The sequence below is a fragment of the Pseudarthrobacter xylosi genome, from assembly GCF_055412765.1.
The window spans coordinates 107,531-133,588 of the sequence record NZ_JBVAYT010000011.1; the positions used below are offsets into that span (position 1 = coordinate 107,531).

23 protein-coding genes are annotated in these 26,058 nt (G+C 63.5%); 15 read left to right on the forward strand and 8 right to left on the reverse strand.

Going from position 1 to position 26,058, the window contains the following annotated elements; all coding sequences use genetic code 11:
• Window positions 1–74: 74 nt before the first annotated feature.
• A complete protein-coding gene (gene aztD, locus ACZY1F_RS19555; protein ID WP_463944109.1) occupies window positions 75–1,424 on the reverse strand; it encodes a zinc metallochaperone AztD in 1,350 nt (449 codons plus the stop codon).
• A gap of 604 nt (window positions 1,425–2,028) precedes the next feature.
• Between aztD and ACZY1F_RS19560 the strand changes: the two genes are divergently transcribed.
• A complete protein-coding gene (locus ACZY1F_RS19560) occupies window positions 2,029–2,997 on the forward strand; it encodes an acyl-CoA thioesterase (protein ID WP_463944110.1) in 969 nt (322 codons plus the stop codon).
• A gap of 59 nt (window positions 2,998–3,056) precedes the next feature.
• On the opposite strand, the gene dnaB is transcribed toward ACZY1F_RS19560, so the two are convergent.
• Complete coding sequence (dnaB, locus tag ACZY1F_RS19565) at window positions 3,057–4,439, reverse strand: replicative DNA helicase (RefSeq protein ID WP_058930676.1); 1,383 nt, start codon at window positions 4,437–4,439, stop codon at window positions 3,057–3,059.
• Window positions 4,440–5,126: 687 nt separating this feature from the next.
• Between dnaB and ACZY1F_RS19570 the strand changes: the two genes are divergently transcribed.
• Both ACZY1F_RS19570 and ACZY1F_RS19575 read left to right on the forward strand, forming a co-directional pair.
• Window positions 5,127–5,582: a hypothetical protein gene (locus tag ACZY1F_RS19570; protein WP_463944111.1), complete on the forward strand. Its 456-nt coding sequence runs from the start codon at window positions 5,127–5,129 to the stop codon at window positions 5,580–5,582.
• 2 nt (window positions 5,583–5,584) lie between these two features.
• Window positions 5,585–6,157, forward strand: coding sequence for a hypothetical protein (locus tag ACZY1F_RS19575; protein ID WP_463944112.1), 573 nt, complete (start codon window positions 5,585–5,587; stop codon window positions 6,155–6,157).
• A 35-nt stretch (window positions 6,158–6,192) separates the two neighbouring features.
• On the opposite strand, the gene ACZY1F_RS19580 is transcribed toward ACZY1F_RS19575, so the two are convergent.
• The gene (locus tag ACZY1F_RS19580) at window positions 6,193–6,822 is read right to left on the reverse strand and encodes a CE1759 family FMN reductase (protein ID WP_463944113.1); all 630 of its coding nucleotides are present in this window, start codon (window positions 6,820–6,822) and stop codon (window positions 6,193–6,195) included.
• Window positions 6,823–6,912: 90 nt separating this feature from the next.
• On the reverse strand, window positions 6,913–7,773 hold the full coding sequence (locus ACZY1F_RS19585) for a PhzF family phenazine biosynthesis protein (RefSeq protein ID WP_463944114.1): 861 nt from the start codon (window positions 7,771–7,773) through the stop codon (window positions 6,913–6,915).
• 65 nt (window positions 7,774–7,838) lie between these two features.
• Here ACZY1F_RS19585 and ACZY1F_RS19590 point away from each other — a divergent pair, with 65 nt between their 5' ends.
• Entirely contained in the window at window positions 7,839–8,261 is a 423-nt protein-coding gene (locus ACZY1F_RS19590) for a DUF1801 domain-containing protein (RefSeq protein ID WP_463944115.1), read from the forward strand.
• A 143-nt stretch (window positions 8,262–8,404) separates the two neighbouring features.
• Here ACZY1F_RS19590 and rplI read toward each other — a convergent pair whose 3' ends face one another.
• The 4 genes from rplI to rpsF all read right to left on the reverse strand — a co-directional run bounded on the left by rplI (window position 8,405) and on the right by rpsF (window position 10,215).
• Window positions 8,405–8,857 (reverse strand): 50S ribosomal protein L9, encoded by a 453-nt coding sequence (rplI, locus tag ACZY1F_RS19595; protein WP_160676130.1) that lies wholly within the window; start codon window positions 8,855–8,857, stop codon window positions 8,405–8,407.
• Window positions 8,858–8,874: 17 nt separating this feature from the next.
• Window positions 8,875–9,114, reverse strand: a complete 240-nt coding sequence (rpsR, locus tag ACZY1F_RS19600; RefSeq protein WP_003800144.1) for a 30S ribosomal protein S18 — start codon at window positions 9,112–9,114, stop codon at window positions 8,875–8,877.
• Window positions 9,115–9,242: 128 nt separating this feature from the next.
• Window positions 9,243–9,836 (reverse strand): single-stranded DNA-binding protein, encoded by a 594-nt coding sequence (locus tag ACZY1F_RS19605; protein WP_463944116.1) that lies wholly within the window; start codon window positions 9,834–9,836, stop codon window positions 9,243–9,245.
• Window positions 9,837–9,909: 73 nt separating this feature from the next.
• Window positions 9,910–10,215: a 30S ribosomal protein S6 gene (gene rpsF, locus ACZY1F_RS19610; protein ID WP_011693941.1), complete on the reverse strand. Its 306-nt coding sequence runs from the start codon at window positions 10,213–10,215 to the stop codon at window positions 9,910–9,912.
• 445 nt (window positions 10,216–10,660) lie between these two features.
• Here rpsF and ACZY1F_RS19615 point away from each other — a divergent pair, with 445 nt between their 5' ends.
• From ACZY1F_RS19615 to ACZY1F_RS19665, 11 genes are all read left to right on the forward strand, one after another.
• Entirely contained in the window at window positions 10,661–13,351 is a 2,691-nt protein-coding gene (locus ACZY1F_RS19615; RefSeq protein ID WP_463944117.1) for a helix-turn-helix transcriptional regulator, read from the forward strand.
• A 152-nt stretch (window positions 13,352–13,503) separates the two neighbouring features.
• On the forward strand, window positions 13,504–15,087 hold the full coding sequence (locus tag ACZY1F_RS19620; RefSeq protein WP_463944118.1) for a sugar transferase: 1,584 nt from the start codon (window positions 13,504–13,506) through the stop codon (window positions 15,085–15,087).
• A 26-nt stretch (window positions 15,088–15,113) separates the two neighbouring features.
• Window positions 15,114–16,280: a Gfo/Idh/MocA family protein gene (locus tag ACZY1F_RS19625; RefSeq protein WP_463944119.1), complete on the forward strand. Its 1,167-nt coding sequence runs from the start codon at window positions 15,114–15,116 to the stop codon at window positions 16,278–16,280.
• Entirely contained in the window at window positions 16,277–17,272 is a 996-nt protein-coding gene (locus ACZY1F_RS19630; RefSeq protein ID WP_463944120.1) for an NAD-dependent epimerase/dehydratase family protein, read from the forward strand. Before ACZY1F_RS19625 ends, ACZY1F_RS19630 begins: the two co-directional genes overlap by 4 nt.
• Complete coding sequence (locus ACZY1F_RS19635) at window positions 17,269–18,438, forward strand: DegT/DnrJ/EryC1/StrS family aminotransferase (protein ID WP_463944121.1); 1,170 nt, start codon at window positions 17,269–17,271, stop codon at window positions 18,436–18,438. The genes ACZY1F_RS19630 and ACZY1F_RS19635 overlap by 4 nt, the downstream gene beginning before the upstream one ends.
• Window positions 18,435–19,094 (forward strand): acetyltransferase, encoded by a 660-nt coding sequence (locus ACZY1F_RS19640; RefSeq protein WP_463944122.1) that lies wholly within the window; start codon window positions 18,435–18,437, stop codon window positions 19,092–19,094. Before ACZY1F_RS19635 ends, ACZY1F_RS19640 begins: the two co-directional genes overlap by 4 nt.
• The gene (locus ACZY1F_RS19645) at window positions 19,091–20,236 is read left to right on the forward strand and encodes a DegT/DnrJ/EryC1/StrS family aminotransferase (RefSeq protein WP_463944123.1); all 1,146 of its coding nucleotides are present in this window, start codon (window positions 19,091–19,093) and stop codon (window positions 20,234–20,236) included. Before ACZY1F_RS19640 ends, ACZY1F_RS19645 begins: the two co-directional genes overlap by 4 nt.
• Window positions 20,233–21,774 carry an oligosaccharide flippase family protein gene (locus ACZY1F_RS19650; RefSeq protein ID WP_463944124.1) on the forward strand — a complete coding sequence of 514 codons (1,542 nt, stop codon included), beginning with the start codon at window positions 20,233–20,235 and terminating at the stop codon, window positions 21,772–21,774. Before ACZY1F_RS19645 ends, ACZY1F_RS19650 begins: the two co-directional genes overlap by 4 nt.
• Window positions 21,764–23,962: a glycosyltransferase family protein gene (locus ACZY1F_RS19655; protein ID WP_463944125.1), complete on the forward strand. Its 2,199-nt coding sequence runs from the start codon at window positions 21,764–21,766 to the stop codon at window positions 23,960–23,962. Before ACZY1F_RS19650 ends, ACZY1F_RS19655 begins: the two co-directional genes overlap by 11 nt.
• Entirely contained in the window at window positions 23,959–25,107 is a 1,149-nt protein-coding gene (locus tag ACZY1F_RS19660; RefSeq protein WP_463944126.1) for a glycosyltransferase, read from the forward strand. The genes ACZY1F_RS19655 and ACZY1F_RS19660 overlap by 4 nt, the downstream gene beginning before the upstream one ends.
• Before the next feature lie 29 nt (window positions 25,108–25,136).
• Window positions 25,137–26,024, forward strand: coding sequence for a DUF6492 family protein (locus ACZY1F_RS19665; RefSeq protein WP_463944127.1), 888 nt, complete (start codon window positions 25,137–25,139; stop codon window positions 26,022–26,024).
• Window positions 26,025–26,058: the final 34 nt, after the last annotated feature.

The window sequence follows — 26,058 nt, forward strand, 5'->3', positions numbered from 1 at the left end:
GAGCAACCCCGACGGCGGGCCGGCACCCAGGTGCCGGCCCGCCGTCGGGATTTAACCTCCTTAGCCGCAGAAGGTCAGCCGGTGACCCCGGTGAGTTCATTGGCGGCGCGTTCCAGCACGGCGCTCTTGATCACTTCTCCCGAATTCAGGTCAACGGCGTGGATGCTGGTAGTGGCCGGCTCCGTGACGTAGGCCGTTGAGCCCTGGACAAACAGTGTGGGACGGGGATCCTGCCAGGCATCCGGTTCCGTCCACGCGCCAACCACCGAAATGGCAGCAGTGACCTGGCCCGTCGCGGGATCGATGACGTGGAGAGACCCGTCCGTGCCCAGCACCAGGGCCTCGCCGGCCGGACCGCGGCCCAGGGAGCGGAAGGAATAACTGGTGCCCAGGTCCACGAGCTGCAGCGTGCCGGTGGCAGTGTTGACCAGCGAGACTCGGGTGGGCCTCTCCAGCTCCGCCTCCCTGTCAACCTTGTAGTCACCGAGGATTACCGGGGAGGCGGCGCTTCCGGCCTGGTTGCCCATGCGGCCATAGGGGTCAGGGCTGGCAACCTTGGTGAAGGCCCCGTCACGGTAGACCAGCACGCCGTCCTCACAGCCCACCACCACGGTTTCACTTCCCGCCACGGCCTCGCCATGCACGCCGGGGCACTCCTCGTTGCGGAGCAGTTCACGGCGCCCCTGCCCGCCGTCGCCGGCTGGAGCACTCAGCAGCGCCAGGCCAGTTCGGCTCTCCTTGTTCCCAAGGGTGACCAGAAGCTTCCCATCCTCCAGCGCGATGGCCACGCCGTGGTGGGCTTCGGGTGCGGCGTAGGTGCTGGTCTCGGGCAGGCCGGTTTTGAGCGCGTCAGTCAGCGCGGCCGGATCAAAGACTTCCACCTTCCCTGAACCGTCATTGAACAGTGCTGTCGTCCCGGCGTGGTTGACCACGTGGCCGGCCTTGGTGGCGCTGAAGGCCCGGTCCGTCAGCCGGGGTGCGGCGATATAGGAGTGCCCATGGTCGCCGTGCGCTTCGGTCCACACGCCGGCATCGAAGATACGGAAAGCGTCTCCAGTGGAGACCAGGACGTGCCGGCCGTCGCCTGCCGGGCTGAGGCGGTTGAAGCCTTCCAGCGGCGCATCCCCCACCGGCTTTAGCGTTTTCGCGTCGAGAACTGTAATGCCTGCGTCGTTGGTCAGGACCAGTCGCGGGGACGGCGCCTGGCTTTCCTTCGCCCGCCCGGCTCCCTCAGAGGCGGAAGTGCCGGCTCCGCCGGAGGCAGAGGTGCCGGCTGAGTCAGCGCCCTCACTCTGCGAGGGTCCGGAGCCGCTGCCCGGGGCAGGCCCGCACGCCGTGAGGAGAAGTGCCGAAACCGCGAGAACTGCCGGGAGGGCCCGCTGATAAGAGCGCATAAAGGCGGGATGTGAAGGAGTTTTTGTCATATCGCTAACGATAGTCATTATCGATAGTGCTGCAAAGTCGATGGCCTCGACTGCGTCATGCCGGGACGCTCAAGGCAGGGCATTTTTCGCCCAAAACAACACGCATGACATCAAAAACTCCCAGAAAATCACCAGGAACCCCTGACCTCTATAACGTTGTACTGATAAACCTGTGAGCGATCACATGGGCGGCATGCATCACCGCCCCCAGATCGCAACACCCGAGGCGTCAACCTTCCGTTCCGGCTCCCGCCGCCAGTCCGCTGGGCGGCTCCGTCCGTTCGGCAAGGAAGACCCTCCGCGCAGGAGTCGCCTTTCCACGGGCACCAAAGCAGTCACGGCAGCCGCCGCCTCGGCGGCAATTGCCTTCACCGGGCTCCCGGCCGTCCAGGCAGAGACTTCACTGCCCGTCGTCGGGGTGGGGCATGGAACTGCCCGCGCAGCCGGATATCACCTACACCGGCGCAAAGTAGGCAACAGCGGCCAGCAATCCACAGACGGAACTGCCCTGTCCGCCCCACAAAGGGCGGGCGGGGCAGTTCCTGTTGCGGATATGTGTCAGCCCCGACCCTCCGGTAACACTGCGTCTCAGTAAGATCGCAGCATGACTGAGACCGCAGCCAACTCCGTAACCCTCCGCTTCCTGGCCGCCCCCACGGATGTGGGCCACAGCGGCTCGGTGGATGCGGGGACCGTCCTCGAATGGGTGGACAAGGCCGCGTACGCTGCCGCCGTGGGCTGGGCCAAGGCCTACTGCGTCACCGCCTACGTGGGCAACATCCACTTCGCGGACCCAGTGAACAGCGGCGACATGGTGGAGGTGGAAGCCACCATCGTCTACACAGGACGGTCCTCCATGCACATCCGGACCGTCGTCTCGTCAAGCGATCCCAAGGGCGGACCGGCCACCATGCGTAGCCAGTGCATGGTGATCTTTGTGGCGGTCGGCGACGACGGCAAACCGATACCGGTCAAACAGTTCGAACCGGCCACGGCAGCGGAGATCGAACAACGGGACCACGCGCTGGCGCGAATCAAGGTCCGTGAACGCATTGTCGAAGCCATGAACGCCCAGGAATATACCGATGCCGGGACCGCCGAACGCGTGACGCTGCGGTTCGTGGCCGCACCCACGGACGTGAACTGGGGCGGGAAAGTGCACGGCGGAATCGTGATGAAATGGATCGACGAAGCCGCCTACGTCTGCGCATCCCGATACTGCGGCATGGACACCGTGGCGGTATTCTCCGGCGGCGTGCGCTTCTATCGGCCCCTGCTGATCGGCCATGTAGTGGAGGTCGAGGCCAGGCTGGTTTACACCGGGACCAAAGGCATGCACATCGCCGTACACGTGCGCTCCGGGGATCCGAAGGGCAAGGAACTGAACCTCACCACATATTGCCTCACGGTGATGGTGGCCCGCGACGCCGACGGCAACTCGGTGCCCGTCCCCAGCTGGGTACCGGCCTCTGCAGAAGATACGCGGCTGCATGCCCACGCCCGCGAACTGCTCGAAATCCGTGGCACCGCCCCGGGGAACCGGCTGCCCAACCACCTGCTGGGGCAGGGCTAAGACGGAGGGACCCACCTGCTCAAGCAGGCTAAGTCTCCCAGCCCCTGGCAGGAACTGACCTAGAAGCCGCTGCCGCCGGCGTCGGCCGCCATGTTGGCGAAGCGCGAGTAGTGACCCTGGAATGCCACCACAATGTCCTTGGTGGGGCCGTTACGGTGCTTGGCGATCAGGATGTCCGCCTCGCCCGCACGCGGGGATTCCTTGTCATAGACGTCCTCACGATGCAGCAGGATAACCATGTCCGCGTCCTGCTCGATGGAGCCGGATTCACGGAGGTCAGAGACCATGGGCCGCTTGTCCTGGCGCTGCTCGGAGCCACGGTTGAGCTGCGACAGGGCGATGACGGGGACCTGGAGCTCCTTTGCCAGCAGCTTGAGCGCACGGGAGAACTCGGAGACTTCCTGCTGGCGCGACTCCACTTTCTTGCCGGAGCTCATGAGCTGCAGGTAGTCCAGGATTACGAGCTTTAGGTCATGCTGCTGCTTGAGGCGGCGACACTTGGCCCTGATCTCCATCAGCGACATATTCGGGCTGTCATCGATGAAGAGCGGGGCATCATTCATCCGGCCCATGGTGGTGGCGATCTTGGACCACTGTTCGTCCTTGATGGTGCCCTTGCGCAGGTCCTGCAGGCCGATGGTTGCCTCGGCGGACAACAGGCGCATGGCAATTTCATTCCGGCCCATTTCGAGCGAGAACATAACCGTGGCCAGGTTGTTCTTGATGGCCGCGGAGCGGGCGAAATCCAGGGCGAACGTGGACTTACCAACTGCCGGGCGGGCGGCGATGACGATCATCTGCCCCGGGTGCAACCCGTGGGTGAGTTCGTCGAGTTCGTAGAACCCGGTGGGCACACCGGTCATGCCTTCCCCGCGGTGTCCGGACGCTTCGATCTCGTCCACCGTGGCTTCCATAACGTCCTTGAGAACTACGTAGTCCTCTGCCGTGCGCCGCTCCGCCACAGCGTAGACCTCGGCCTGCGCCTGGTTGACCAGGTCCTCCACCTCGCCGTCCGAACCGTATCCGAGCTGGACGATCTTGGTGCCCGCGTTGACCAGTCGCCGCAGAATGGCACGCTCTGCCACGATCTCGGCGTAGTAGCCGGCATTGGCGGCCGTTGGGACGGTCTGGATGAGCTCGTGCAGGTAGGCGGGTCCGCCGATCCTGTTGATCTCCGCGCGTTTGGTCAGTTCGTCCGAGACGGTGACGGCATCTGCCGGCTCACCGCGGCCGTAGAGGTCGATGATCGCCTCGTAGATGGTCTCGTGCGCAGGCCGGTAGAAGTCCTGGCCCCTAAGGATTTCCACAACGTCCGCGATGGCATCCTTGGACAGCATCATGCCGCCGAGGACCGACTGTTCGGCGGGAATGTCCTGTGGTGGTTTACGGCTGCCTTCTGATCCGCGGGTACCCTCGATCGAGTCCAGGTGCGTTACTGACAAAGCTGCCGTCCTCCATAGTGTGCCGCGTCATAGTGCGGCGAGTAAGTCATTTACCTGCCGGGTGCCATCCTGCGGGACCTCCACGGGACGGCATACGTTCAGGTCTATCAGCGGCCCCCGACAATGAAGCCCGGCGCCCGATTGACGTCTGCGCAACCTGAAGTCTGCGCAGCGCGCGTGGGAGTTATCCCCATGTTCCGCAAGTTATCCACAGAAGGCGCCTCAGCGGCCGGGCCGAAGGCCTCCACTGCGACGACAGCACATGTCCGCGACGGCGTCACAGCGCCCCATAAGCAGGTATCCCGCAACGGTAGCCCCCACCGTCCCAACGTCCAAGCCCACCAACCAGGAGGGCTGTGGATAACCTGTGCACTAACAGGCATAGCTTGTGCACAGCCTGTGGGTGAACCTGTGGAAACTAAAAAACTTTTGCCGTATACAAGGGCTTGACCTGCGAAAACGTTCGTCAAGGATGTGGATGAAATTCTTTTTTTCCTAACCTTCATCCACAGCTTGCGGCGCGGCGCTGTTGAAAGTTCCGCCCTTCCGGGCGGCTCAGCCCCCGATTCATGCCCTATTGGTGATGCGGCACACACCGCCAGGCATATTTTGACGCCGTAGCAAATCGGCTGTATGCAACGGCAGGAATGTGCTGTGGATAACGGTCATCTGGCATAAGCTCTGACTATGGGCGACGTATTGATGGTTTTTCTGCCGGCCGGCGTGTTGGCGGCAATAATCTGGGCATTTACGACGGCCCTCAGACCGCGTGATTCCGGGACCTCCGACGCCGAGAAGTACCAGCAGGACCTGGCGAGGCGCTCTGCGGCGCATTATGCCGAGCAAGTGCGCGTGGCAACAGCCGTCCGCGCCCGCCTCGAAGCCAACACCCGGCCCAGCCAAAACGAACAGCAGCATTCGCAGCAGCAAGACCATGCCCGGGCGGCCCGGAGCGGGCAATCCGGTGCGGGCGCCGGCCAGTATGGCTATGCCGCGCTGCCCGGGGGGATTCTAGACCCTCAGCTGGCAATGCAGTTGCAGACGATGGCGCACGGCGGGCACAAGATCCAGGCCATCAAACTCCTCCGCCAGGCAACCCACGCCGACCTGGCGACAGCCAAAAAGTATGTAGATCGGCTTTAGAAATGGAATCGCTCGTGATCCCCGTTATTATCCTTGCGGTCGTGGCCGCCGGAGTCGCGCTGGCAGCCCGGGCTGTCAGCAGGCGGCAGGCGGCCGCCAGGCAGGCCGGGACCGCCCCTGCGGCGGATCCGGTGGAGGTGGCCCGCCTGGCCGCCGCCAAGCTCTCTGAGGACCAGCACCGCCGGCTATATGCGCTGATTGCCCAGGGACAGGCTATGGCGGCCATCAAGCTGTACTACGAGGCCACAGGAGACGGCCTGCGGGCTTCCCGGGACGCGGTGGGGGCCTTGGCCGCCCATCCGCAGGCCTACCGCAGCCCCGCCGCTGAAGAGGCGGAGGCAGAGCCCGACGACGACGACACGCCCCAGCGCTTCCCGTACCGTTACCGCGCCATTGCCAGTAAGGGCGACGTGACCCGTGAGGTCAGCAGCAACATGCTCAACGACGAGATCTACGGCCGAATCCGCACGCTGGCGCGCAGTGGAGACACCGAAGGCGCCGCCACGGCCCTGACCAGGCACTCGGACATCTCCCTGAAGCAGGCGCGCGAGTTCATCGCCCTCCTGGACGACTAGGGCACCGGACCGGCGCGGCTAGAGCGGACGGTCGGTTACGAGCGTCCGCCGGAAATGCCCGCCAGGAGCTGCTCGAACGGGAGGGTCTCCAGGGCCGCCGGCTTGCGGCCGGGCTGATCCCCGGCCAGGAGGGCGGCAAACTCAGCCGCCGCACGGTCAATCCGCGACGACAGGGGCGAGCCGCCGTCGTCCGTGTTTCCCCAGTCCTGGGGGCCGGCGAAAACGGCCGTTGCCGCCATCCGGGTGCGCAGGTAGCTGAACAGGGGACGCATCGCATACTCGAGGACCATCTGGTGGCGGTCTGTACCGCCGGTGGCGGCCAGCAGGACAGCCTTCCCGTCCAGGGACTTGGGGTCCAGGACGTCTATGAAGGACTTGAACAGGCCGCTGTAGGAGGCACTGAACACGGGGCTGACGGCAATGATGCCGTCGGTTGCCTCCACTCCGGCAATGACTTCCGCCAGGCGCGGGGCCGCATAGCCGGTGACGAAATTGTTGGCGATGTCCACCGCGAGGTCGCGGAGCTCAATGACCTCAACCGTCACCTCGAAACCAGCATCGGCGAGGCGGTGCTCTGCGGCCGCAGCGAGCTGGTCGGCGAGCAGCCTGCTCGAGGATGGCACGCCCAGGCCGGCGGACAGAACGGTAATGCGGCGGGTTTCCACTTGGACTCCTGAGGTTCGATACAGCCAATCTTACATGTATTTGCATGTACCTGAGTGAACCAGCAGTTGCCCGCGTTTATTCCACGGCCGCTAGAGCAGCACTGTGCCGCTGATGCACGTGGTGGAATTGCCGCCAACCCAGACGTCTTCGCCGACAGCATTTATATGGACGCGCCCTGCCCGGCCCAGCACGGTGCCCTGCGCGGCCGTATACGAGGACGGTGCCCGGCCGCTGCCGATCAGCCATTGCGCAGTGCCCGCGTTGAAGCTCCCCGTGACGGGGTCCTCGGCCGCAGCATCCCCCGGGATAAAGGTCCGGACCTCAAAGTCGGTTCCGGCGTCCGTAGCATGCGGCCCGATCACACCCACTTTCAGGCCGGCCAAGGCGGCGAAGTCCGGCCTGATGCCCAGCACCTGCCCGGCGGACTCCAGGAGCACGCCGATCCATTCGGGGCCGTTGACCAGCCAGGAGGCGTCCAGCAACGCCGGGCGGGGCAGGCGAAGGCCCGCGGCGATCCGAGCCATGTCCGCTTCCGCCACGGGTCCGGAGCGCGTCAGCGGCGGCGCAGCGAAGGCCAGGTGTCCGCCGTCGTGCTTCACGCGGACGAGGCCGGCGGCGCATTCCTGGACCAGGACCCCGTCCCGCTTCGGGACGCCACCGGCCTCGAGCCACGCGTGCGCCGACCCCAGCGTGGGATGCCCGGCAAAGGGGAACTCCTCGTGGGCGGTGAAGATGCGGACGCGGTAGTCGGCATCGGGATGTGTAGCAGGCAGCAGGAAGGTGGTCTCCGAAAGGTTCGTCCAGTTCGCGAAGCGCTGCATTTGTTCCGTGCTGAGGCCCACGGCATCAAGAACCACTGCGAGCGGATTGCCCCGGTAGGGTTCGTCCGTGAACACGTCCACCTGGGTGAACGGACGACGGCGGCGGGCGGGGGAGGAATTCTGGCTCACCGCCGCAGGCTATCACCCCGGGCGGCCTGGCTGACAAGTGAGGCGTGCTCTGCGAGACTTCCGGCATGACGGAAAACAAGACCCAGGCAACCGGCGCGTCCGTGGAAGAATTCCTGGCCGCCGTGGAGCACCCCGTACGGCGCGCTGATGGCTTGGCACTCCTGGACCTCATGCGGGAAATCACCGGCCAGGAAGCCTGCATGTGGGGTCCGACGATGGTGGGATTCGGCAGCTACCACTACAAGTACGAGAGCGGGCGGGAGGGCGATGCGCCCGCCGTCGCATTCTCACCGCGCAGGGCGAACCTGGTGCTGTACGGCCTCACATATGGACCCGACGCCGACCGGCTGCTTCCCGAACTCGGCAAGCACAAAACGAGCGTAGCCTGCCTCTACGTCACCAAGTTGGACGACGTGGACCGTGCCGTCCTCGCGGAGCTGATCCGGACCGGATACCACCACGTTATGACAGAGATCCACCAGCCCTGATAGAGCAACGCGGGGTCACTTTTGCCCGATAAACCTGCCCCGGGGGGCCGTAACTGACCCCGCGTTGCTAAAAGCAAAAACCCCCGCTGCCGGTGACGGCAACGGGGGTTTTCGTGCAGTTTGAGGCTGCGTAACCGGAAAGGCTACTTGCCTGCTACTACGTTGAGCTCGATCACAGCGGCAACGTCAGCGTGAAGGCGGACGTTGGCCTGGTAGGAACCAACCGACTTGATGTGAGTCGGCAGTTCAACCTTGCGCTTGTCGATGCGGCCAAGGCCAGCGGCCTCAACAGCGTCGGCGACGTCGGCCTGCTTGACGGTGCCGAACAGGCGTCCGGTCTCGCCAGCCTTGACGACGAGCTTGACCGGCTTGGCGGAGAGTGCAGCGGCCTGCTTCTGAGCATCTTCCAGGGAAGCGTGCTCGCGGGCGGCGCGGGCAGTCTTGATGGACTCAACCTGCTTCTCGCCACCCTTCGACCAGGTCAGGGCGAAATTGCGGGGCAGCAGGTAGTTACGTGCGTAACCGTCCTTGACCTCGACAACGTCGCCGGCAGCACCGAGACCGGTTACTTCGTGGGTCAGAATGAGCTTTGCCATGTTAGTCAGTCCCTTCCTTAGCCGCGGCCAGCGCCGGAGTAGGGCAGCAGTGCAACTTCGCGGGCGTTCTTGATTGCCTGGGCGATTTTGCGCTGTTCCTGCACCGTGACGCCAGTGACGCGACGGGCGCGGATCTTTCCGCGGTCGGAGATGAACTTGCGCAGCAATGCTACGTCCTTGTAGTCGATGACAGTGATGTCAGCGGCCTTCAAGGGGTTGGACTTTGGTTTGGGCTTACGGAGTTCAGCCTTAGCCATCGTGGAGCTCCTATTCTATGGAGCCCGTGGATATTGATCCACGGGATGGTGGTGGTCCGACGGCGGCAGTCACGTCCGGTGCCTTGCGGCACTTTCGGCGGTCCCGGCGTCGGGCCTAAATGATTGGTTTAGAAGGGAGGTTCGGAATCAGGGCCGTTGCCCCAGCCGCCGCCTGCGTTGGAGACACCGGGCGTTGCCCAGGGATCCTCCTGTGCAGCGGGCTGGTTGCCGCCACCGAAGCTTCCACCGGAGTTGCCGCCCTGGTTTCCACCAGAGTTGCCGCCTCCGAAGCCACCGCCGCTGTTGCCGCCGCCGAAGCCACCCTGCGCGCCGTTTCCGGCACCCCCAGCGCCGGAGCGCTGGGTGCGGTTGACCTTGGCATTGGCGTACCGCAGGCTCGGGCCGATTTCATCGACTTCGAGCTCGATCACGGTGCGCTTTTCGCCTTCTTTTGTTTCGTAGGAACGGCTCTTCAAACGGCCGGAAACAATCACGCGCATACCCTTTGTGAGGGACTCGGCAACGTTCTCGGCTGCTTCACGCCATACCGCTGCGCGGAGGAACAGGGTTTCCCCGTCCTTCCACTCATTGGACTGGCGGTCAAAGGTGCGCGGGGTGGAAGCGATGGTGAAGTTCGCTACTGCCGAACCTGACGGTGTGAACCGCAATTCCGGGTCATTGGTGAGATTACCGATGACCGTAATGGTGGTTTCGCCTGCCATCTACTGCCTCCTTGTTCGATCCTGGGTGAATAATACGATCCTGCGGGGTAAAGAATGAAAATCGAAGCTGAAATTACTCAGCAACAACCTTCTGCTCTTCGGGGCGGGTGATCTTGGTGCGCATGATGGTCTCGTTAAGAGACAGCTGGCGGTCAAGTTCCTTGGCGGTGTCCGGCTTGGCGGTGAAGTTCACCACGGCGTAGATACCTTCGGACTTCTTCTTGATTTCGTAAGCCAGTCGACGACGGCCCCAGATGTCAACCTTTTCGATGGTTCCACCATCGTTCGTGATGACGTTCAGGAACTTCTGAAGCGACGGCTCAACGGTACGCTCTTCGACCTCGGGGTCGATGATTACCATCAATTCGTAAGGACGCATATGTGAACCCACCTCCTTTGGGCTAAGCGGTTACGGCATTTCCGTAACAGGAGGTTCATTTGCGGTGCTGTGCGATGCCCGGCCAACAGAACGGAGGCAGGGCGCAGCACAGACTTCAATATCTTAGTGCATTTGGACCGGATAGGCGATTCGCGCTTGACTCAAGGCTAGGCGTCGTCGCCCGGGGCCGGAAGCCGGGATGCGCGTATGTGGATAACTTTTCCAAGTGGAAGATGGCCCGAAAATGAGTACTTAAGCCCCGGAACTTCGCTGGTGCAGCAACATGGCGGGAGCTATATTGCTATCCAACGGCTGGGTACCGTACTGGACGCAATGATGCGGCCAGTAAATCCGGCCCGCACGGTCACCAGTATGACCGGACGGGCCTCGTCAATTATGAAATGCAAGCAGCGGTGGTCTCCTTCGATGATCGGATGGGGACCCCATGTCGTTAATAGGCAGAACCAAGGAGTTGGACCGGCTCCTCGCAGTGATCCGCAAGCCCAAGGAGTCCGCCCTGGCGATTGTGGGCCGGCACGGCTTGGGCAAGTCCGCGCTTCTGTCCGAAATCCCGCGCTTGTCGGACTACCGGACCGTTGTCCTGCGGGCCTGCGCATCTGAATCGGACTGGCCACTGTCCGGCCTCACCGCACTGTTGAACGGCATCGACGATCCCGTTCTCAGCCGGTTCGCGGACGAACTGCTGCGGGACTCTACCGGCGCCATGGACGTCCCCACCGTGTCCACCATGCTGCTGAACGGACTTCACCAGCGCTCATCCTCACGGACCATCATTGTCATTGACGACGCAGACCAGCTGGATCCCAGCAGCCAGGCTGTGATCGGCTTCCTGGCCCGCCGGCTGTCCGGTACTGACATTGCCCTGTTCATCAGCGTGCGCGAAGAGTCTGCGGACAGCCCGTTCGACAGCCTCCCCACCCTTCACCTGACGGCCCTGGACTACAACGACACCGTCCGGATGCTGGAATCGATACCGGCGCGGCAGTCCGCCACGATGGCCGTACACGCCGTCGCCGCAGCAACCCAAGGCAACCCGCTTGCCGCCGTCGAGCTTTACACCTGCCTCCTGGAGCGCCACGCCGAAGGGAAATACGCCCTCCCCATTCCGCTGCCCTGCAAGGGAAGCTTTGAATCGGAATTCGCTGCCACTGTGGGTGCGCTCACCCCGCCCGCCCGGCAGGTACTCGATCTGATGTCGCTGTCCTGCCGAAGCGACATCGCAGTGCTCGAGAAGGTGTACGACGAACTGTGGACAGGCGTGGATGAGCTGCTGGCCAGCGGCATGGTCAACAGGTCAGGAGCGCACCTGCGGATCCGGGACCAGCTGCTGCGAGGCTACGTCTTTGCCGCGATGACACCGACAGTCCGGACGGCCAATCACCGCGCCCTTGCGGAGGCAGCGGGCGACACGGACCCGCATTCGCGCCGCTGGCATCTGAGCTTCACGGCGCTGGAACGCCAGACGCCCTTCGGCCTCCTCCGGTATGCCGTTGACCTGATCCGGGACGGCGAGGTGTCCTTCGCTGTGGAGTTTGTCGAGCGGGCGCTCACCATCAATCCCTGGGAAGCAGAAACTGCGGCCCGGCTGACTACGGTTGCGGAACTGCTGTTTAACCGGGGTGAATTCGTCTTCTCCAAGAGGTACCTGGACTGGGCGCAGCGGGTCACCCGCAATCCGGCCCTGATACTCCGGCTGACCGGCCTCGCCTTCGAAATCCAGTTCATGCAAGGTGCGGCCGTGCGGCCCAGCATGGTGCTGCGGCTCGTCAAGGAATTCGGCCAGCACGACCCCGCCTACGCAGCCACCCTTTTGTCCGTCGGTTCCCTCTACTACGCAGAGCGATGGGAGCTGGAAGACGCCCTTGGCCTGCTTCGACATGCCGAAAACTTCAAGGACGCCGCCTCGAAGGACTGCCTCGCGGTGGCAGACCGTGCCAGGCTCCTGATCGATGCCATCAGCGGAAACACCGAACGCCTGACGCGCAAACACGATGCCAGCGACGGAACTGTGGCCGCGCTGCTGGTGCAGGGGCGCGCCCTGAGCTACGCCGAGCACCATGAACCTGCCCAGGAGGCTTTCGCGATAGTGCGGAACGCCATTGACGCCAGCAATATCAACTGGCGGGAAACCGCAGACTACCTCGCCGTGGACAATGAGATCCGCGCGGGAAATGTCCGGAAGGCCATCCGACTCATCGACGACCTGGAAGTCAGCGAACGCGAAACCAAATACCATCGCGGCATGCGGCATATCTTCCGCGTGTGGCGGGCACACTCCCTCGGTGATGAGGCGCTGGCGCAGCACTGTGTTGCCGAGGCCCAGCATTTCGCCGGAGCGGACAGCCACCGGGCCATCACCGCCCAGCTGGCGGCCTGCCAGGGCCACTTCGCGTTGATGCGGGGCAACCTGGCGGAGGCGTTCGCTCAGTTGTCACGCGCCGCGGAGATTGGCATGGCGTTCGCCAATCCGGCACTGCTCCGCTGCGAGGCTGACCTGGTGGAAGTTCTGGTCCGGATGGGCCGGCACCGAGAGGCAACCCAGGCCCTGTACCGCCTCGAGAGCCGCTCCGTGGGGCTGAGGTCTCCTTGGCTGCTCACAGTTGTGGCCCGCAGCCGGGCCATGCTCGCCGACGGGGAGCAGTCGCTTCAGCTGTTCAGCCAAGCACTTGAGGGCAGGGGTTCCCGCGATTCAGTGTTTGAACGCGCCCGGACTTTGCTGTGCTACGCGGAGCGGTTGGGCGCCTTCGGCCGGCGGCGCGATGCCAGGGACGGCCTCATGCGCGCAAAGGTGATGTTTGACGAGGCCGGCGCCGATGCCTGGACCCAGCATATTGATTCCCTCCTGCTCGACGAACGCGTGGAACCGTCGCGGACGGTGGGTAACCCCGCCATGCTGGTGCTCGCCGACCACGAACGCGCCCTCGCCAAGATGGTGGCCCGCGGCATGCGCAACAAGGAGATCGCCGGGACGCTTTACGTCTCCGTGCGGACCGTTGAAGTGCGCCTCACGGCGATCTATCGCAAGCTGGGCGTGGAGTCCCGCGCGCAGCTGACAGCCCTGGCCGCGGGCAAGGACGCCCCTGCCCGCGAGGCGTACGTCCTGCCTGTCCCGTAAGGCAACCCTGCAATTTGCAGGTACCCGCAGTATCCACACTGTTCCCTTACCGCACCCACAAACGCCCTCCGTTTCCCCGTTGCAGGGGTCTGTTCCCGGCTAATTTTGCATCACGGCCAGAGCCAGAGCGGACATGCCGGGAAGGGGACATCATGGCGGAAATTCCAGTAGCCCGGACCCGGCGTGCAGCCTTCGACTGGCCAGTTGCTTCCGTTGCTGCACAGCGGACCGCAACTTCGCCGTTGGCGGGAGCAGAGGCCGCAGGAACCCGGTCCCTGCTCCCGCGAGCGGTTTCCCCCGCAACACCGGGCCGCAAGGCCGGGACAGCGTGGATCGCAACACACGTCAATCTTCTCCGTTTCACCGACTCGCTCATGGTGTCGGGAGCCGTCTTCGTTGGCTACCTCCTCTCCAGCATCGGATTCGCCCCCGGCGTTGAAAATGACAGGGCAGGCGTCCTCACTGCCGCCCTGGTGACGCTGCTTTGGGCCATAGCCCTGGAAATCTACCGGACACGCGACTCCAAGGTACTCGGCGTCGGTGCGGACGAATTCAAGCGGGTCGCCTCGGCGACGCTGCGCGTCTTTGGCCTGATGGCCATCAGCGCAGTGGTGCTTTCCGTCCATGGCGGAATCGCCTTCGTCACTGTCTCGCTGCCGTTGGGACTGGTGGCCCTGACAGGAAACCGTTGGGCATTCCGCCGCCGGCTGACCAGGGAAAAGGCGTACGGCCGCCACCTCTCAAAGGCCATTGTGGTGGGGGAACCAGAGGATGTCCGCTACGTTGTGCAGCAGGTGGCCAAGAAATCCGGCCCGGTGTACAAGATCCTGGGCGTCTGCCTTCCCGGGGCCCGGCGCGGGGGAAGCCTACGCGCGGACGGCCTTCAATTCCCCGTTCTTTCCTCCACCGATGACATCGCCCGGACGGCGCGGCTGGTCGACGCGGACACGGTCATCGTGGCGGGGCCACTGCCCGGCGGAAACAAGTTCATCCGTGAACTTGGCTGGAAGCTTGAAGAATGCGCCGCGGAAATGGTCCTGGCGGCAACCCTCACCAACGTTGCAGGTCCCCGCATCCACTGGCGGCCGGTTGAAGGCCTGCCTCTGATGCATGTGGATATTCCGCAGTACTCGGGCGCGAAGCATGTGATGAAAAGGGTTATGGATGTGGCGATGGCGCTCGGCGCCCTCCTGGCGCTGTCGCCGCTGCTGTTGGTGCTGGCCGTGATCGTGCGGCTGGACAGCCCGGGGCCGGTCCTTTTCCGCCAGGACCGGGTGGGAAAGGACGGCAACACGTTCGGGATGTTCAAGTTCCGCTCCATGGTGGTGGACGCCGAAGCCCACCTGGCGGCACTGAATCAGCAGAACGAAGGCGCCGGAGTGCTGTTCAAGCTGCGGGACGATCCGCGGGTCACCCACTGCGGGCGCTGGATGCGGAAGTACTCGCTCGATGAACTGCCGCAGCTCTGGAACGTGGTGCTCGGCGACATGAGCATGGTGGGGCCGCGCCCGCCGCTGGCGCGGGAGGTCAATGGTTACGAACGCCATACCCACCGGCGCCTGCTCATCAAGCCGGGGATTACGGGCCTCTGGCAGATCAACGGCCGCTCGGACCTTTCCTGGGACGAGGCAGTGCGGCTGGACCTCTATTACGTCGAGAACTGGTCCATCGCGGGGGATCTTCTGATCCTGTGGCGGACCTTGCGCGCCGTCATCAGGCCCTCGGGTGCCTACTAACCACCTCACCAGGGAGAGAAACAAACATGAGAACGCCTAATCCTTTCCACATCCCCACCCACCGTCGGCCCACTCCGAAGCTGAAGATCGCCGTCGTCGGGGCCGGATACTGGGGCCCTAACCTCGCCCGCAACCTGCAGGCAAGTCCCGCCTGGGACCTGGTGGCAATCTGCGACCTGGACATTGAACGGGCCACCAGGCTGGCGGCGACGCTGGGTGACATTCCCGTCGTCGAGTCCCTTGACGAATTACTGGACACCTTTGATGTGGATGCCGTGGCGATTGCGACGCCGGCCCGCACCCACCACGGGACTGTGATGACGGCGCTGCGCGCCGGTAAGCACGTCCTGGTGGAGAAGCCGCTGGCGGACAGCACGGCCCACGGACTGGAAATGGTGGCGGAGGCCGAGAGGAACGGCCTGGTGCTTATGGCGGACCACACGTACTGCTACACCCCGGCCGTGCTCAAGATGCAGGAGCTGGTGCAGGCCGGCTCGCTGGGCGAAATCCTTTTTGTGGACTCCACCAGGATCAACCTGGGGCTGGTGCAGCCGGACGTGGATGTGTTCTGGGACCTGGCCCCGCACGACCTCGCGATCCTCGATTTTGTCCTTCCCGGCGGGCTGAACCCCACCGAAGTCTCTGCGTTCGGCGCGGACCCGCTGGGGACCGGCAGGGCCTGCGTGGGGCACCTGAACTTCCGGCTTCCCAACGACGCCACCGCACACGTCCACGTGAACTGGCTGAGCCCCACCAAGATCCGGCAGATGGTGATCGGCGGCTCACTGCGCACGCTTGTGTGGGATGACCTGAATCCGCAGCAGCGGCTGAGCGTGTACGACCGCGGCGTGAGCCTGGACCGGCAAGCCAAATCGGCGGGTGAGAGGAAGACCTCGGCCGTGTCCTACCGGCTGGGAGATACCTGGTCCCCGGCCCTTCCCGAACGGGAGGCACTCGGGCAGGTGGTGGAGGAACTGGCCTACTGCATCCACAACAAACGAGAGTCCCGCACCGGCGGCGCATCCGGACTGCGCGTCCTGTCAGTATTGGAAGCTGTCACCCGCAGCCTGAGCACGGACGGCCAGTCATCTCCGGTGGAAGGCCACGGGCTTGCCGGTGCCGGCGTTACGGGGACCAGGCTTGCCGAGGCCGGCATCCAGCTTAACGGCGTCCAGCTTGAAGGTGCACTGTGAGCGAGCTCCAGGGCGCCAACGTCCTGGTCACCGGCGGGGCCGGAACCATCGGCTCAACCCTGGTGGATGCACTCCTGGCAGCCGGCGTGAACCGGATTGATGTGCTGGACAACATGGTCCGCGGCCGCCTGGGAAACCTTGAGGGGGCGCTGGAAAGCGGACAGGTTGAGTTGGTCATGGGCAGCATCTGCAACCGTGACCTGGTGCATGACCTCACCAAGGGCAAGGACCTGGTGTTCCATCAGGCGGCCATCCGGATAACCCAGTGCGCCGAGGACCCTCGGCTGGCCCTGGAAGTCCTGGTGGACGGGACGTTCAACGTCCTGGAGGCCGCCGCCGAGCACGACGTGGACAAGCTGATCGCCGCGTCCAGCGCTTCGGTCTACGGCATGGCGGAGGAATTTCCCACCACCGAACGCCACCACCACGCCAACAACGACACTTTCTACGGAGCCGCAAAATCCTTCAATGAAGGAATGGCCCGCAGCTTCCATGCCATGACCGGGCTGGACTACGTGTTGCTGCGCTATTTCAACGTCTACGGGCCGCGGATGGATGTCCATGGCCTGTACACAGAGGTCCTGGTCCGGTGGATGGAAAGGATCATGGACGGCCAACCACCGCTGATCTTCGGCGATGGCCTGCAGACCATGGACTTCGTGTACACCGCCGACGTTGCCCGGGCCAATGTCCTCGCTGCTGCCAGCGATGTTGGCCGTGGCATTTATAACGTCGCCAGCGGCACCGAGACGAGCCTGCTGGAAATGGCGCAGGCGCTGCTCCGGGTCATGGACTCGGACCTGGCGGTGGAACATGGCCCGGCCCGCCTGGTTAACAGCGTGGTCCGCCGGCTGGCTGACACGTCGGCGGCAGCGCAGGATCTGGGATTCAAAGCAGAAGTGGGACTGGAAGAAGGACTCCGCGAACTCGTCAGTTGGTGGAAGCCGCTGCGCGCCGAGATTTCCGCGACAAGGAAAGTTGATGCCCGATGACTGCCGAAACAGCCCTTGCCCGGATCAATGTCATGAAACCTTGGCTCGGCGATGAGGAAGCCCAGGCACTGGCGGAGGTGGTCGCCTCAGGCTGGGTGGCGCAAGGGCCCAAAGTCGCGGAATTCGAGCGTGACTTCAGCACCGCGCAGGAGGTGCGTCACGCCGTCGCGACCTCCAGTTGCACCACGGCACTTCACCTGGCGCTGATAGTGGCGGGCATCGGTCCCGGGGACGACGTGGTGGTGCCGTCACTGTCGTTCATCGCCACGGCCAACGCGGTGACCTACGTGGGGGCGCGGCCGGTGTTCTGCGACGTCGACCCGATCACCGGCAACGTGACCGCCGAGACCATCCACGCGGCCCTGACCCTCGACACCCGGGCGGTGATTGTGGTTGACCAGGGCGGGGTTCCGGTTGACCTGGACCCCATCCGCGAAGTCTGCGACCGGAACGAGATCACCGTGATCGAGGATGCTGCCTGCGCCGTCGGCTCCCAATACAAGGGCCGGCCGGTAGGCACTGGAGCTGACGTGGCGGTGTGGTCATTCCACCCCCGGAAGGTCCTCACCACCGGCGAAGGCGGCATGCTCACCACCAACCGGGCGGACTGGGCTGCGCGGGCGCGGACCTTGCGGGAACACTCCATGAGCGTCTCGGCGACGGACCGGCACGGATCATTGCTTGCCCCACCGGAGGTTTATGTTGAAGCCGGCTTCAACTACCGGATGACTGACCTGCAGGGCGCCGTCGGGATAGTGCAACTGAAGCGGCTCGCCGCAGTGGTGGAGCGGCGTCGGGAGATCGCGGCGGCGTATGTTGCCGGGCTGGCGGGCCTGGAGGGCCTGCGGTTCGTCGCGGATCCGCCCTACGGCACCACCAACTTCCAGTCCTTCTGGGTTGAGGTCCTGCCGGGCTTTGGGACCAGCCGTGAGGGGCTGCTGTCGCGGCTGGCTGACGCAGGCATTTCGGCCAGACGTGGCATCATGGCTGCGCACCGGCAGCCTGCATACCGCTGGCGGGATTCCGGCAACGCGAGGCTGCAGTACACGGAGCGTTTGACCGACCGGACACTCATCCTCCCGGTCTTCCACGAACTGGACACCGCCGGCATGAACCGTGTGATGAACACGATCCATTCCGCGTCGGTCGCCGGGGTGGGAACATGAGCGAGCTGATCCTGATAGCTGCGAGCGGGCTGGCCCGCGAAGTGCTCGCCATGGTGCGCAGCAGCGGCCAGTACGACGTGGTGGGACTGCTCGATGACAACAAGGAAATGGCCGGCGTCACTGTCGACGGGGCGCCCGTCCTGGGTACCATCGACGACGCGCCCAAGTTCACCCACGCGTTTGTGCTCGTGTGCCTGGGCTCCGGAAAGTCGCGTGAAGCGGTGGTGGAACGGCTCACCGCCATGGGATTGCATGCTGCGCGGTACGCCACCGCTATCGACCCGTCGGTCCAGTGCCCGGAGGGGTGCCGGATCGGCCGGGGCAGCATCCTGCTGCGCAACGTGACGCTAACAGCGTCCGTTACCCTGGGCTCGCACGTGGTGGCCATGCCCTCGGTGACTTTCACGCACGACGACGACGTGGCGGACTTCGCCACGTTCGCGGCCGGCGTGTCGCTGGGCGGCGGAGTCCGGATTGGCCGGGCAGCATACTTGGGGATGAATTCCAGCGTCCGGGAACGGACGTCGGTGGGTGCGTACGCCACGGTAGGCATGGGCGCCGCTGTGCTCAGCAATGTTCCCGACGGCGAGACATGGGTTGGAGTGCCGGCCCGCGAAATCGACGGAGCCGCGTTCTGCCACGGGAGCGGACGATGAGCGCGGGGGTGCCGGTCCGCGCGGACGCTTCGGTCCCGTTGGTGGATTTGGCGGCGCAGCAGAGGGACGTCCACAACGAAGTGATGGCGGGGCTGGCCGAGGTCTTCGCGGAGGCGTCCTTCATCGGCGGACCCGCCGTCGCCGAGTTCGAGGCGGCCTACGCCCGTTTCCTGGGAGCCGGTCACTGCGTTGGGGTCGCTAACGGTACCGATGCGCTGGAACTCGCGCTCCGGGCCTCCGGTATTGGGGTCGGCGACGAAGTCATTCTCCCGGCCAACACGTTTATTGCAACGGCGGAGGCGGTAAGTCGGATCGGGGCCTGCCCGGTGCCTGTCGACATCGATCCTGAGTATCTTTTGATTGACCCGGACGCAGTGGCCGCCGCTGTCACATCCCGCACGCGGGCGATCGTCCCGGTGCACCTGTTTGGACAGACGGCCTTTATGGAGCGGCTGATTCCGATTGCCTCCGCGTGCGGGGCTGTGATCGTCGAGGACGCCGCTCAGTCACAGGGCGCCAGCCGGTTTGCCCGTTCCGCAGGGACTTTCGGCCTGGCGGCGGGGACCAGCTTTTATCCGGGCAAGAATCTTGGGGCAGCAGGCGATGCCGGTGCCGTGGTGACGGACGACGGCGACGTGGCGGCGCGGGTGCGGATGCTCAGCTCCCATGGCAGTTCGCAGAAGTACGTCCACGACGCCGTCGGATTCAACTCCCGCCTGGACGCGGTCCAGGCAGTAGTACTGCGGGCAAAACTCGCAAAGCTTCCGGCATGGAATTCCCTGCGGCGGGCCGCAGCAGATCGCTATGCGCGTCTGCTCGCTGACGTTCCCGGCGTAAAGATTCCGAGTGAAGCTCCCGGCAACGTGGACGTCTGGCATTTGTACGTGGTGCGGGTGGCTGAGCGGGACGCGGTGCTTGAGGCCCTGCACCGCTCCGGAATCCAGGCCGGAGTCCACTATCCGATTCCTTTGCATCTCAGTGGCGCCTACGCAGCCAATGGATGGGGAAAGGGCTCCTTCCCCGTAGCCGAAGCGGCTGCCGAGCGCATTCTGTCGCTGCCGCTGTTCCCGCACATCACGGCGGGGCAGCAGGAGCGGGTGGCGGAGGCGCTGGGAACGGCGCTCGTGGGCGGGAAATCATGACGGGCGACTCAACCACTCCTCAGGTGACCGAGGCGCTGGACCGGCACATTCTCAGGGGCGCGATGTGGAGCGGAATCAACACGCTTCTCATGAAGATGGCCAACATCGCCGTAATGGTCGTTGTTGTCAGGATTGTCACGCCCGAGGACTTCGGAATCTTCGCCATCGCGCTTGTTGTCCATGCGGTTGTTTCCAGCATTGGCGAGTTGGGTTTGTCTTCGTGCATTGCTCGACGGGATCTGGAACCCGACAGGGTGGCCCCAACAGTTGCCCTCCTTTCCCTGATCAGCAGTTTTGTCCTTGCCCTGACGATGGCCATCGCCGCAGAGCCGCTGGCGGCGGCCCTGGGATCCTCCGACGCGGCAGAGCCAATCCGGGTGCTGTCGTTGTGTGTTTTTCTTGGCGGAGTGTTCACTGTGCCCGGGGCGCTCCTCGTTCGGGACTTTCGCCAGGATAAAGTCCTTCTCGCCGGTGCAGTGGCGTTCCTGCCCATGAACGCCCTGCTCTTGCTCTTGGCGATGGCAGGGGATGGAGCTATGGCATTCGCTTGGTCCCGGGTGGCCGGCCAACTCATAAGCGGCATTGTGATGGCCGTCAGTGCAAAGCGCAGCTACTGGCCAAGGTTTGATTCCCTTGAGGTGTTGCCGATCCTCCGCTTTGGCCTGCCGCTGGCTGGTGCAAATCTACTCTCGTACATTCTGTTGAATGCGGATTACGCAATCATCGCTCGTTCACTGGGCCCCGGCGAACTGGGGATCTACATGCTTGCATTTACTGTGGCTTCCTGGTCCACCTCCGTGCTAAGTACAACCATCAACAGCGTCGCAATGCCGGCATTCTCCGCGAGAGGATCGGATAGCGCAGGACTCCAACTCATGCTGAAGAGGGCGTTCGCCCTGGTGGGATCAATTGCCTTTCCCATTGGAGCGATGACCGTCGCCCTCGCCTACCCGCTTATTTCGGTTCTCTATGGTGATGTGTGGCTGCCTGCTGCACCGGTGCTCTCGGTCCTGGCGGTCTACGGAGCCGTATTTTCGGTTTCCCTGTTGATGTCAAATTTCTTGGTGGGGACTGGCAGGTCCAACTCCGTCATCGCCGTGCAAGCACTGTGGATTGCCTCCCTCGTTCCGGCCGTGACCGTCGCAGTTACTTTCTCGGGACTCATCGGCGCAGCATTCGCCCACGTTGCCGTCATCATCTTTATTGTCATTCCCGCTTACATCTTTTTTGTCCGGCGTCTCTTGCCGTCTGCGATTCTGCTCCTGGTCGCCTCCGTCCGCTGGCCACTCGCAGCGTCGGCGGTTGCGGGCGCCGGCGCCGCGTGGGTATCCGGGGCCAGTGGCCACGGGCTGATCGGTCTGCTCGCAGGTAGCCTCACAGGGGCCATCATCTACGCGGTCCTGATGCTGCCCATGGCCCGGAAGCTCCTCCCTGAGCTGCCCGGCGGGAAGATGAAGCGTTTCGGGGAAAGCTACGACAGGGCTCAGGCAATGGCGCGAAGCAAGGTCGCGGATGTAAGGAACCGACATGGGAAATGACTATGCGGCCGGAGCGCCGAAGTTGCTTTTCTTCCGCTGGACTAAACCCGGGCTGGCTCCCTTCATTACGCAACACCTGGATGCCCAGACGAGGACCCTTAGCCATTTCTTTGACGTCAAGGTGATCGATTACGACTGCGACTATGGCAAGGTCTGTGATGATTTCGAACCTGCGCTCACGGTCTTCGAATCCGGGGTCTACTCTGGCGCCCGTCGTATCACCAACACATCCTCCCGCCCTGACATCCCAAGGCTGGGCTTTCTTCATTCTGATGCCTACGACATAGCCCGGTCTGTGTTCCTCTCCGATATGGACCGCTGGGGGGTTGACCAGTTCTTCACCACGTCTGTGGTCATGGCGGAGTACACACCTGAAATCGCGGACAGGCTTTTTGTTTGGCCAAACGCCATTGATCCGCTGGTGTTCCATGACTACGGGCTCAAGAAGAACGTTCCCGTACTATTCACGGGCAGCCAGGAGCGCCATTACCCGTGGAGGAATGCGATGAGCCGAATCCTCACTGAGCGGTACACAACTATGACCATGCCGCACTTCGGTTGGGGCGGCGGCACTCAGCGGATGATTATGGGCGAAGACTATGCCAAATTGCTGAATGCGAGCTCATTTGTGCCCGCCTGCGGCAGCATGGCAGGGGAAGTTGTGCGTAAGCAACTGGAGATTCCAGCGTCGATGGCCTGTCTGGTGACGGAGCGCACACATAGCATTGAGGCCTTTGGATTTCAGGACATGGTCAACTGCGTCTTCGCAGATTCTGGCGATGTCATAGGGAAATTGGATTACCTGAACGAAAATGCTGACCTGCTTCTCGCGATCACCAAGGCCGGCTTTGACCTCGTTCATTCTCAGCACACGGAGGCGCATAGAAGCCAGGTCTTGGACTGGCTCACGATTCACTCCGCCGGTATGTCGGGACGGAATTTCAGCCAAAAGACTCCTTCGAGCCCACTCAAGGTAAATTCAAATCCTGCCGGACTCGTCCCGGTTCCCCTCCGTACCCTCCGTCCCAGGGCAAGTGACAGAACACTCCTCGAGAGTGGATGGCAGCAGCTCCGATCCGGCCGGATCGAGCGGGCTGAACAGGAATTTCTACGATGCCTCAATTACTACTTCATCCCCGAAGCATTAACCGGACTCACCTTTGCCTCGCTGGCCAAGGGCAATGCGGAGGCAGCCCTTGAACTGGTCAATGAAGCCCTGATGGAAGTCTTGGAGGAGCGCAAGGCGGAAGACCCCGATCCTGTGCTCTGGGCGTGCTTACTGAGATCGCTCGTGTGCGCCGGAGACAATGCCAGGGCGGCCAGTGAAGCAGATCGGTTTCCGAACCTCAGGCACCCGGAGTTGGACCGCGTGCGCCTGGTACTTTCGGCACTTCTTCCTCACAGCCGAGACGATATTCGTCCGGGTGGCCCATCTCGACCATCGGTGATGCCGGCGCCGCCGTTGGCGTTCGACGCGTGGCTCCAAGAATTCGCGGCCATGCTTGACCGTTGCGGCAATCCGTGGGCTGCCAGTGCGATCCGCGAAGCATTTGGATTCCTTGCCTCGTCGGCCGATCCGCCGAAGCATCCTCGCAAGCATGCGACTGCACGAGGACATGTCAGGACCGTGAAGAGGGAGATCCGCATTCGGCTCCGGACCGGTCCGATGCAGCGGTTGCGTGTTGCGTTATCTCCCTACAAGCGTCGTGTTCTGTCGGACGACTGGTCAGGCCTGGTGAGCTTCACTATTCGTCGTCACGAGCTGGACCGTGCACTCCTGATCGGAAGGGCTAGCCGCCGGCAGGCATCGGCCGTCGAGCTTGGTGTCCGCATGAATACGTCGCTTCCTGCACTGCAGCGAGTCGATTCCTGGGACCAGGCGTCAGAGTCCGGAATGCTGCCGCCCGCCGGATCACGAGCACTGGTTGTACTCAACTTTGAGCGGACTAAAGATCACGCCGCTGCCACGTCCGGGATCGGGAGATGGTTTAGGGAGACCAGTTTTGCGGGTGCGCTCATCGTCATCTACGGAACCGCGACCCTGGGAGGCTTTCAGCTGCTTTCACTCTTGATCGAATCCGGAAATTACGCGTTGCTCGCGCACGACAACAGCGGCATGCCGGGACGGGCCATACTTCGCTCAACCGCCCCGCCACAGGGCCACCTGCCTGCCGGGAGAAACCCATGAGTCCATCCACGATTGTCTGGATCGCCGGGACCGGTTGGGATGCGGTCCCGGGAACGGACAAGAGACTGGTGGAAGCACTCCCACCGAGCCAGCAGGTGCTGTGGATTGATCCACCCGTACGCTTCACCTTGGACGCACTCAAGCACAACCTTCAGAAACGTGGAGACGGCGGTCTGGAATCCGTCTCCGAGAATGTGCGCCGCGTGCGTGTGCGCGTTTTGCCAGGCATCACGCGTCCCGGCATCAGGCAGATCACAGGGCGGCTGCTGGACCGGGCCATACATCGGGCCTTGAAGGCCAGCGGAACCGAAGCCACGGCTGTGGTGGTCGCGTTCCCGCTGGCCAGGTTCCCACGGCATATAGCTGGCAGCAAGGTCCTCTACGTAACTGACGACTGGATTGGTGGTTCCAGGCTCATGGGCTTCTCCCGGGCCGCAGTCCGACGCACGTTGGTGTCCAACCTTGGAACGGCTGACAATGTGGCCGTTATCTCCGACGAGCTCATCCCGGGACTTTCACACCTGCACGCGGCATCAAGCACCCACCCCATGCGCACGCCTGCGGTCTTCAGCGTGATCCCCAACGGATGCCCCGAACCGGGAACCGGCCAACCGGTGAATCGGGAATTCGTGGCTGGCCTGGTGGGGCAACTGAACGAACGACTGGACCTCGGCGCGCTGGAGGCTGTTCAAGCTACTGGGGTCAGGATCAAGGTCATAGGTCCGAGGACCGACCGGGATCCGGCCTTTCGTGCCAGGCTCGACTCCTTCTTGGCGGCTGAAAACGTTACCTGGCTCGGGCGTCTACCGGCAGCCGACGCCGCCAAAGAAGTGATGCAGTTCGGCGTGGGCCTCACACCCTACGCGGACACAGCATTCAATCGTGCGAGCTTCCCACTAAAAACCCTGGAATACCTTGCGGCAGGCTTGGCCGTGGTCTCCACCGATATGCCTGCGGCGCGATGGTTAGACACCTATCACATAGATATTTCCCACACTCCTGAGGACTTTGCCCGGAATGTCCTGAAGGCGCTGTCGCAGCGTGATGACACCCACCAGGCGAGCCTTCGGCGCCAGTTTGCTATGGCCCACACCTGGCGGGCCAGGGCCGGGAAATTCCTGCAACTTCTGATTTCCGCCCGTTGACGGCGGGCCACTACGAGGGGAGATCCAGAATGTCACAGAACCAGCGGCCGCAGTCCCTAGCCTTGGTGACGCCGAGCTACGCCAGGGACCTCGATCTGTGCGAAGATCTTGTGGCTTCCGTACTCCGGCATACTCAGGCTGACGTCACCCACCACATCATCGTCCCTGCGTCCGACCTTGCCGCCTTTGAACGCCTGGCAGGTGACCGGACCTTTATATCCGACGTCCGGACATATCTGCCCCCAACAATGGTAAAGATCCCCGGCGTCAACGGATGGCTGAATCTGCGTCATCCCTTCCCCCCAGTGAGGGGGTGGATGGCACAGCAGATCGTCAAACTGGCCGCTGCGGCTTCGGCTGAAGCGGATGTTGTTCTGCTCATCGATTCCGATGTGCTGCTGATCCGCGCCGTTGATGCCTCGTCGTTTTCCCCGTCAGGGAGAGTCCAACTCTTCGAAATCCCCGAGGGCGTGGACGATTCGTTGCCCCGCCACCACCTCTGGCACGCAGCCGCCCGGCGCTTGCTGGGACTTCAGCCTCACCATGCAAGTGTCCTTCCGGACTACATTTGCTGGCCATGCGCCTGGGAACCCGCATCAGTGAGGATGATGTTGAAGAGGGTGGAATCGGTAACCGGATTGCCATGGGCCACGGCTGTGGGCAGGGAGCTTCACTTCTCGGAAATGATCCTTTACGGCGTCTTTATCAGAGAGGTGGTGGGCGCTTCTGAAGATCTGTACCTGACAAGTGAGATGCGGTGCCTCAATCATTCTGACGAAGTTGCGCTCGACGAAGCGGCGCTGCGTGGCCTCCTGGCCGGCGCGGGCCCCGATGACGTGGCCATCATGATCTCGGCAAAATCCGGAACACCCCTCGCCGTCCGGCGCGGACTATTGGCCAACTTCCTGAACGGCTGAACCGGGGCATCAACTGTCAGGAGGCGGATACCAT

Excerpts from the sequence above, each read along its gene's own strand:
- ACZY1F_RS19655 (WP_463944125.1), top strand. The coding sequence starts at position 21,764 with ATGGGAAATGACTATGCGGCCGGAGCGCCGAAGTTGCTTTTCTTCCGC.
- ACZY1F_RS19645 (WP_463944123.1), top strand. The coding sequence starts at position 19,091 with ATGAGCGCGGGGGTGCCGGTCCGCGCGGACGCTTCGGTCCCGTTGGTG.
- ACZY1F_RS19640 (WP_463944122.1), top strand. The coding sequence starts at position 18,435 with ATGAGCGAGCTGATCCTGATAGCTGCGAGCGGGCTGGCCCGCGAAGTG.
- ACZY1F_RS19625 (WP_463944119.1), top strand. The coding sequence starts at position 15,114 with ATGAGAACGCCTAATCCTTTCCACATCCCCACCCACCGTCGGCCCACT.
- ACZY1F_RS19620 (WP_463944118.1), top strand. The coding sequence starts at position 13,504 with ATGGCGGAAATTCCAGTAGCCCGGACCCGGCGTGCAGCCTTCGACTGG.
- ACZY1F_RS19635 (WP_463944121.1), top strand. The coding sequence starts at position 17,269 with ATGACTGCCGAAACAGCCCTTGCCCGGATCAATGTCATGAAACCTTGG.
- ACZY1F_RS19665 (WP_463944127.1), top strand. The coding sequence starts at position 25,137 with ATGTCACAGAACCAGCGGCCGCAGTCCCTAGCCTTGGTGACGCCGAGC.
- ACZY1F_RS19605 (WP_463944116.1), bottom strand. The coding sequence starts at position 9,836 with ATGGCAGGCGAAACCACCATTACGGTCATCGGTAATCTCACCAATGAC.
- rpsF (WP_011693941.1), bottom strand. The coding sequence starts at position 10,215 with ATGCGTCCTTACGAATTGATGGTAATCATCGACCCCGAGGTCGAAGAG.
- ACZY1F_RS19660 (WP_463944126.1), top strand. The coding sequence starts at position 23,959 with ATGAGTCCATCCACGATTGTCTGGATCGCCGGGACCGGTTGGGATGCG.
- ACZY1F_RS19570 (WP_463944111.1), top strand. The coding sequence starts at position 5,127 with ATGGGCGACGTATTGATGGTTTTTCTGCCGGCCGGCGTGTTGGCGGCA.
- ACZY1F_RS19560 (WP_463944110.1), top strand. The coding sequence starts at position 2,029 with ATGACTGAGACCGCAGCCAACTCCGTAACCCTCCGCTTCCTGGCCGCC.
- aztD (WP_463944109.1), bottom strand. The coding sequence starts at position 1,424 with ATGACAAAAACTCCTTCACATCCCGCCTTTATGCGCTCTTATCAGCGG.
- ACZY1F_RS19650 (WP_463944124.1), top strand. The coding sequence starts at position 20,233 with ATGACGGGCGACTCAACCACTCCTCAGGTGACCGAGGCGCTGGACCGG.
- ACZY1F_RS19615 (WP_463944117.1), top strand. The coding sequence starts at position 10,661 with ATGTCGTTAATAGGCAGAACCAAGGAGTTGGACCGGCTCCTCGCAGTG.
- rpsR (WP_003800144.1), bottom strand. The coding sequence starts at position 9,114 with ATGGCTAAGGCTGAACTCCGTAAGCCCAAACCAAAGTCCAACCCCTTG.
- ACZY1F_RS19590 (WP_463944115.1), top strand. The coding sequence starts at position 7,839 with ATGACGGAAAACAAGACCCAGGCAACCGGCGCGTCCGTGGAAGAATTC.
- ACZY1F_RS19575 (WP_463944112.1), top strand. The coding sequence starts at position 5,585 with ATGGAATCGCTCGTGATCCCCGTTATTATCCTTGCGGTCGTGGCCGCC.
- rplI (WP_160676130.1), bottom strand. The coding sequence starts at position 8,857 with ATGGCAAAGCTCATTCTGACCCACGAAGTAACCGGTCTCGGTGCTGCC.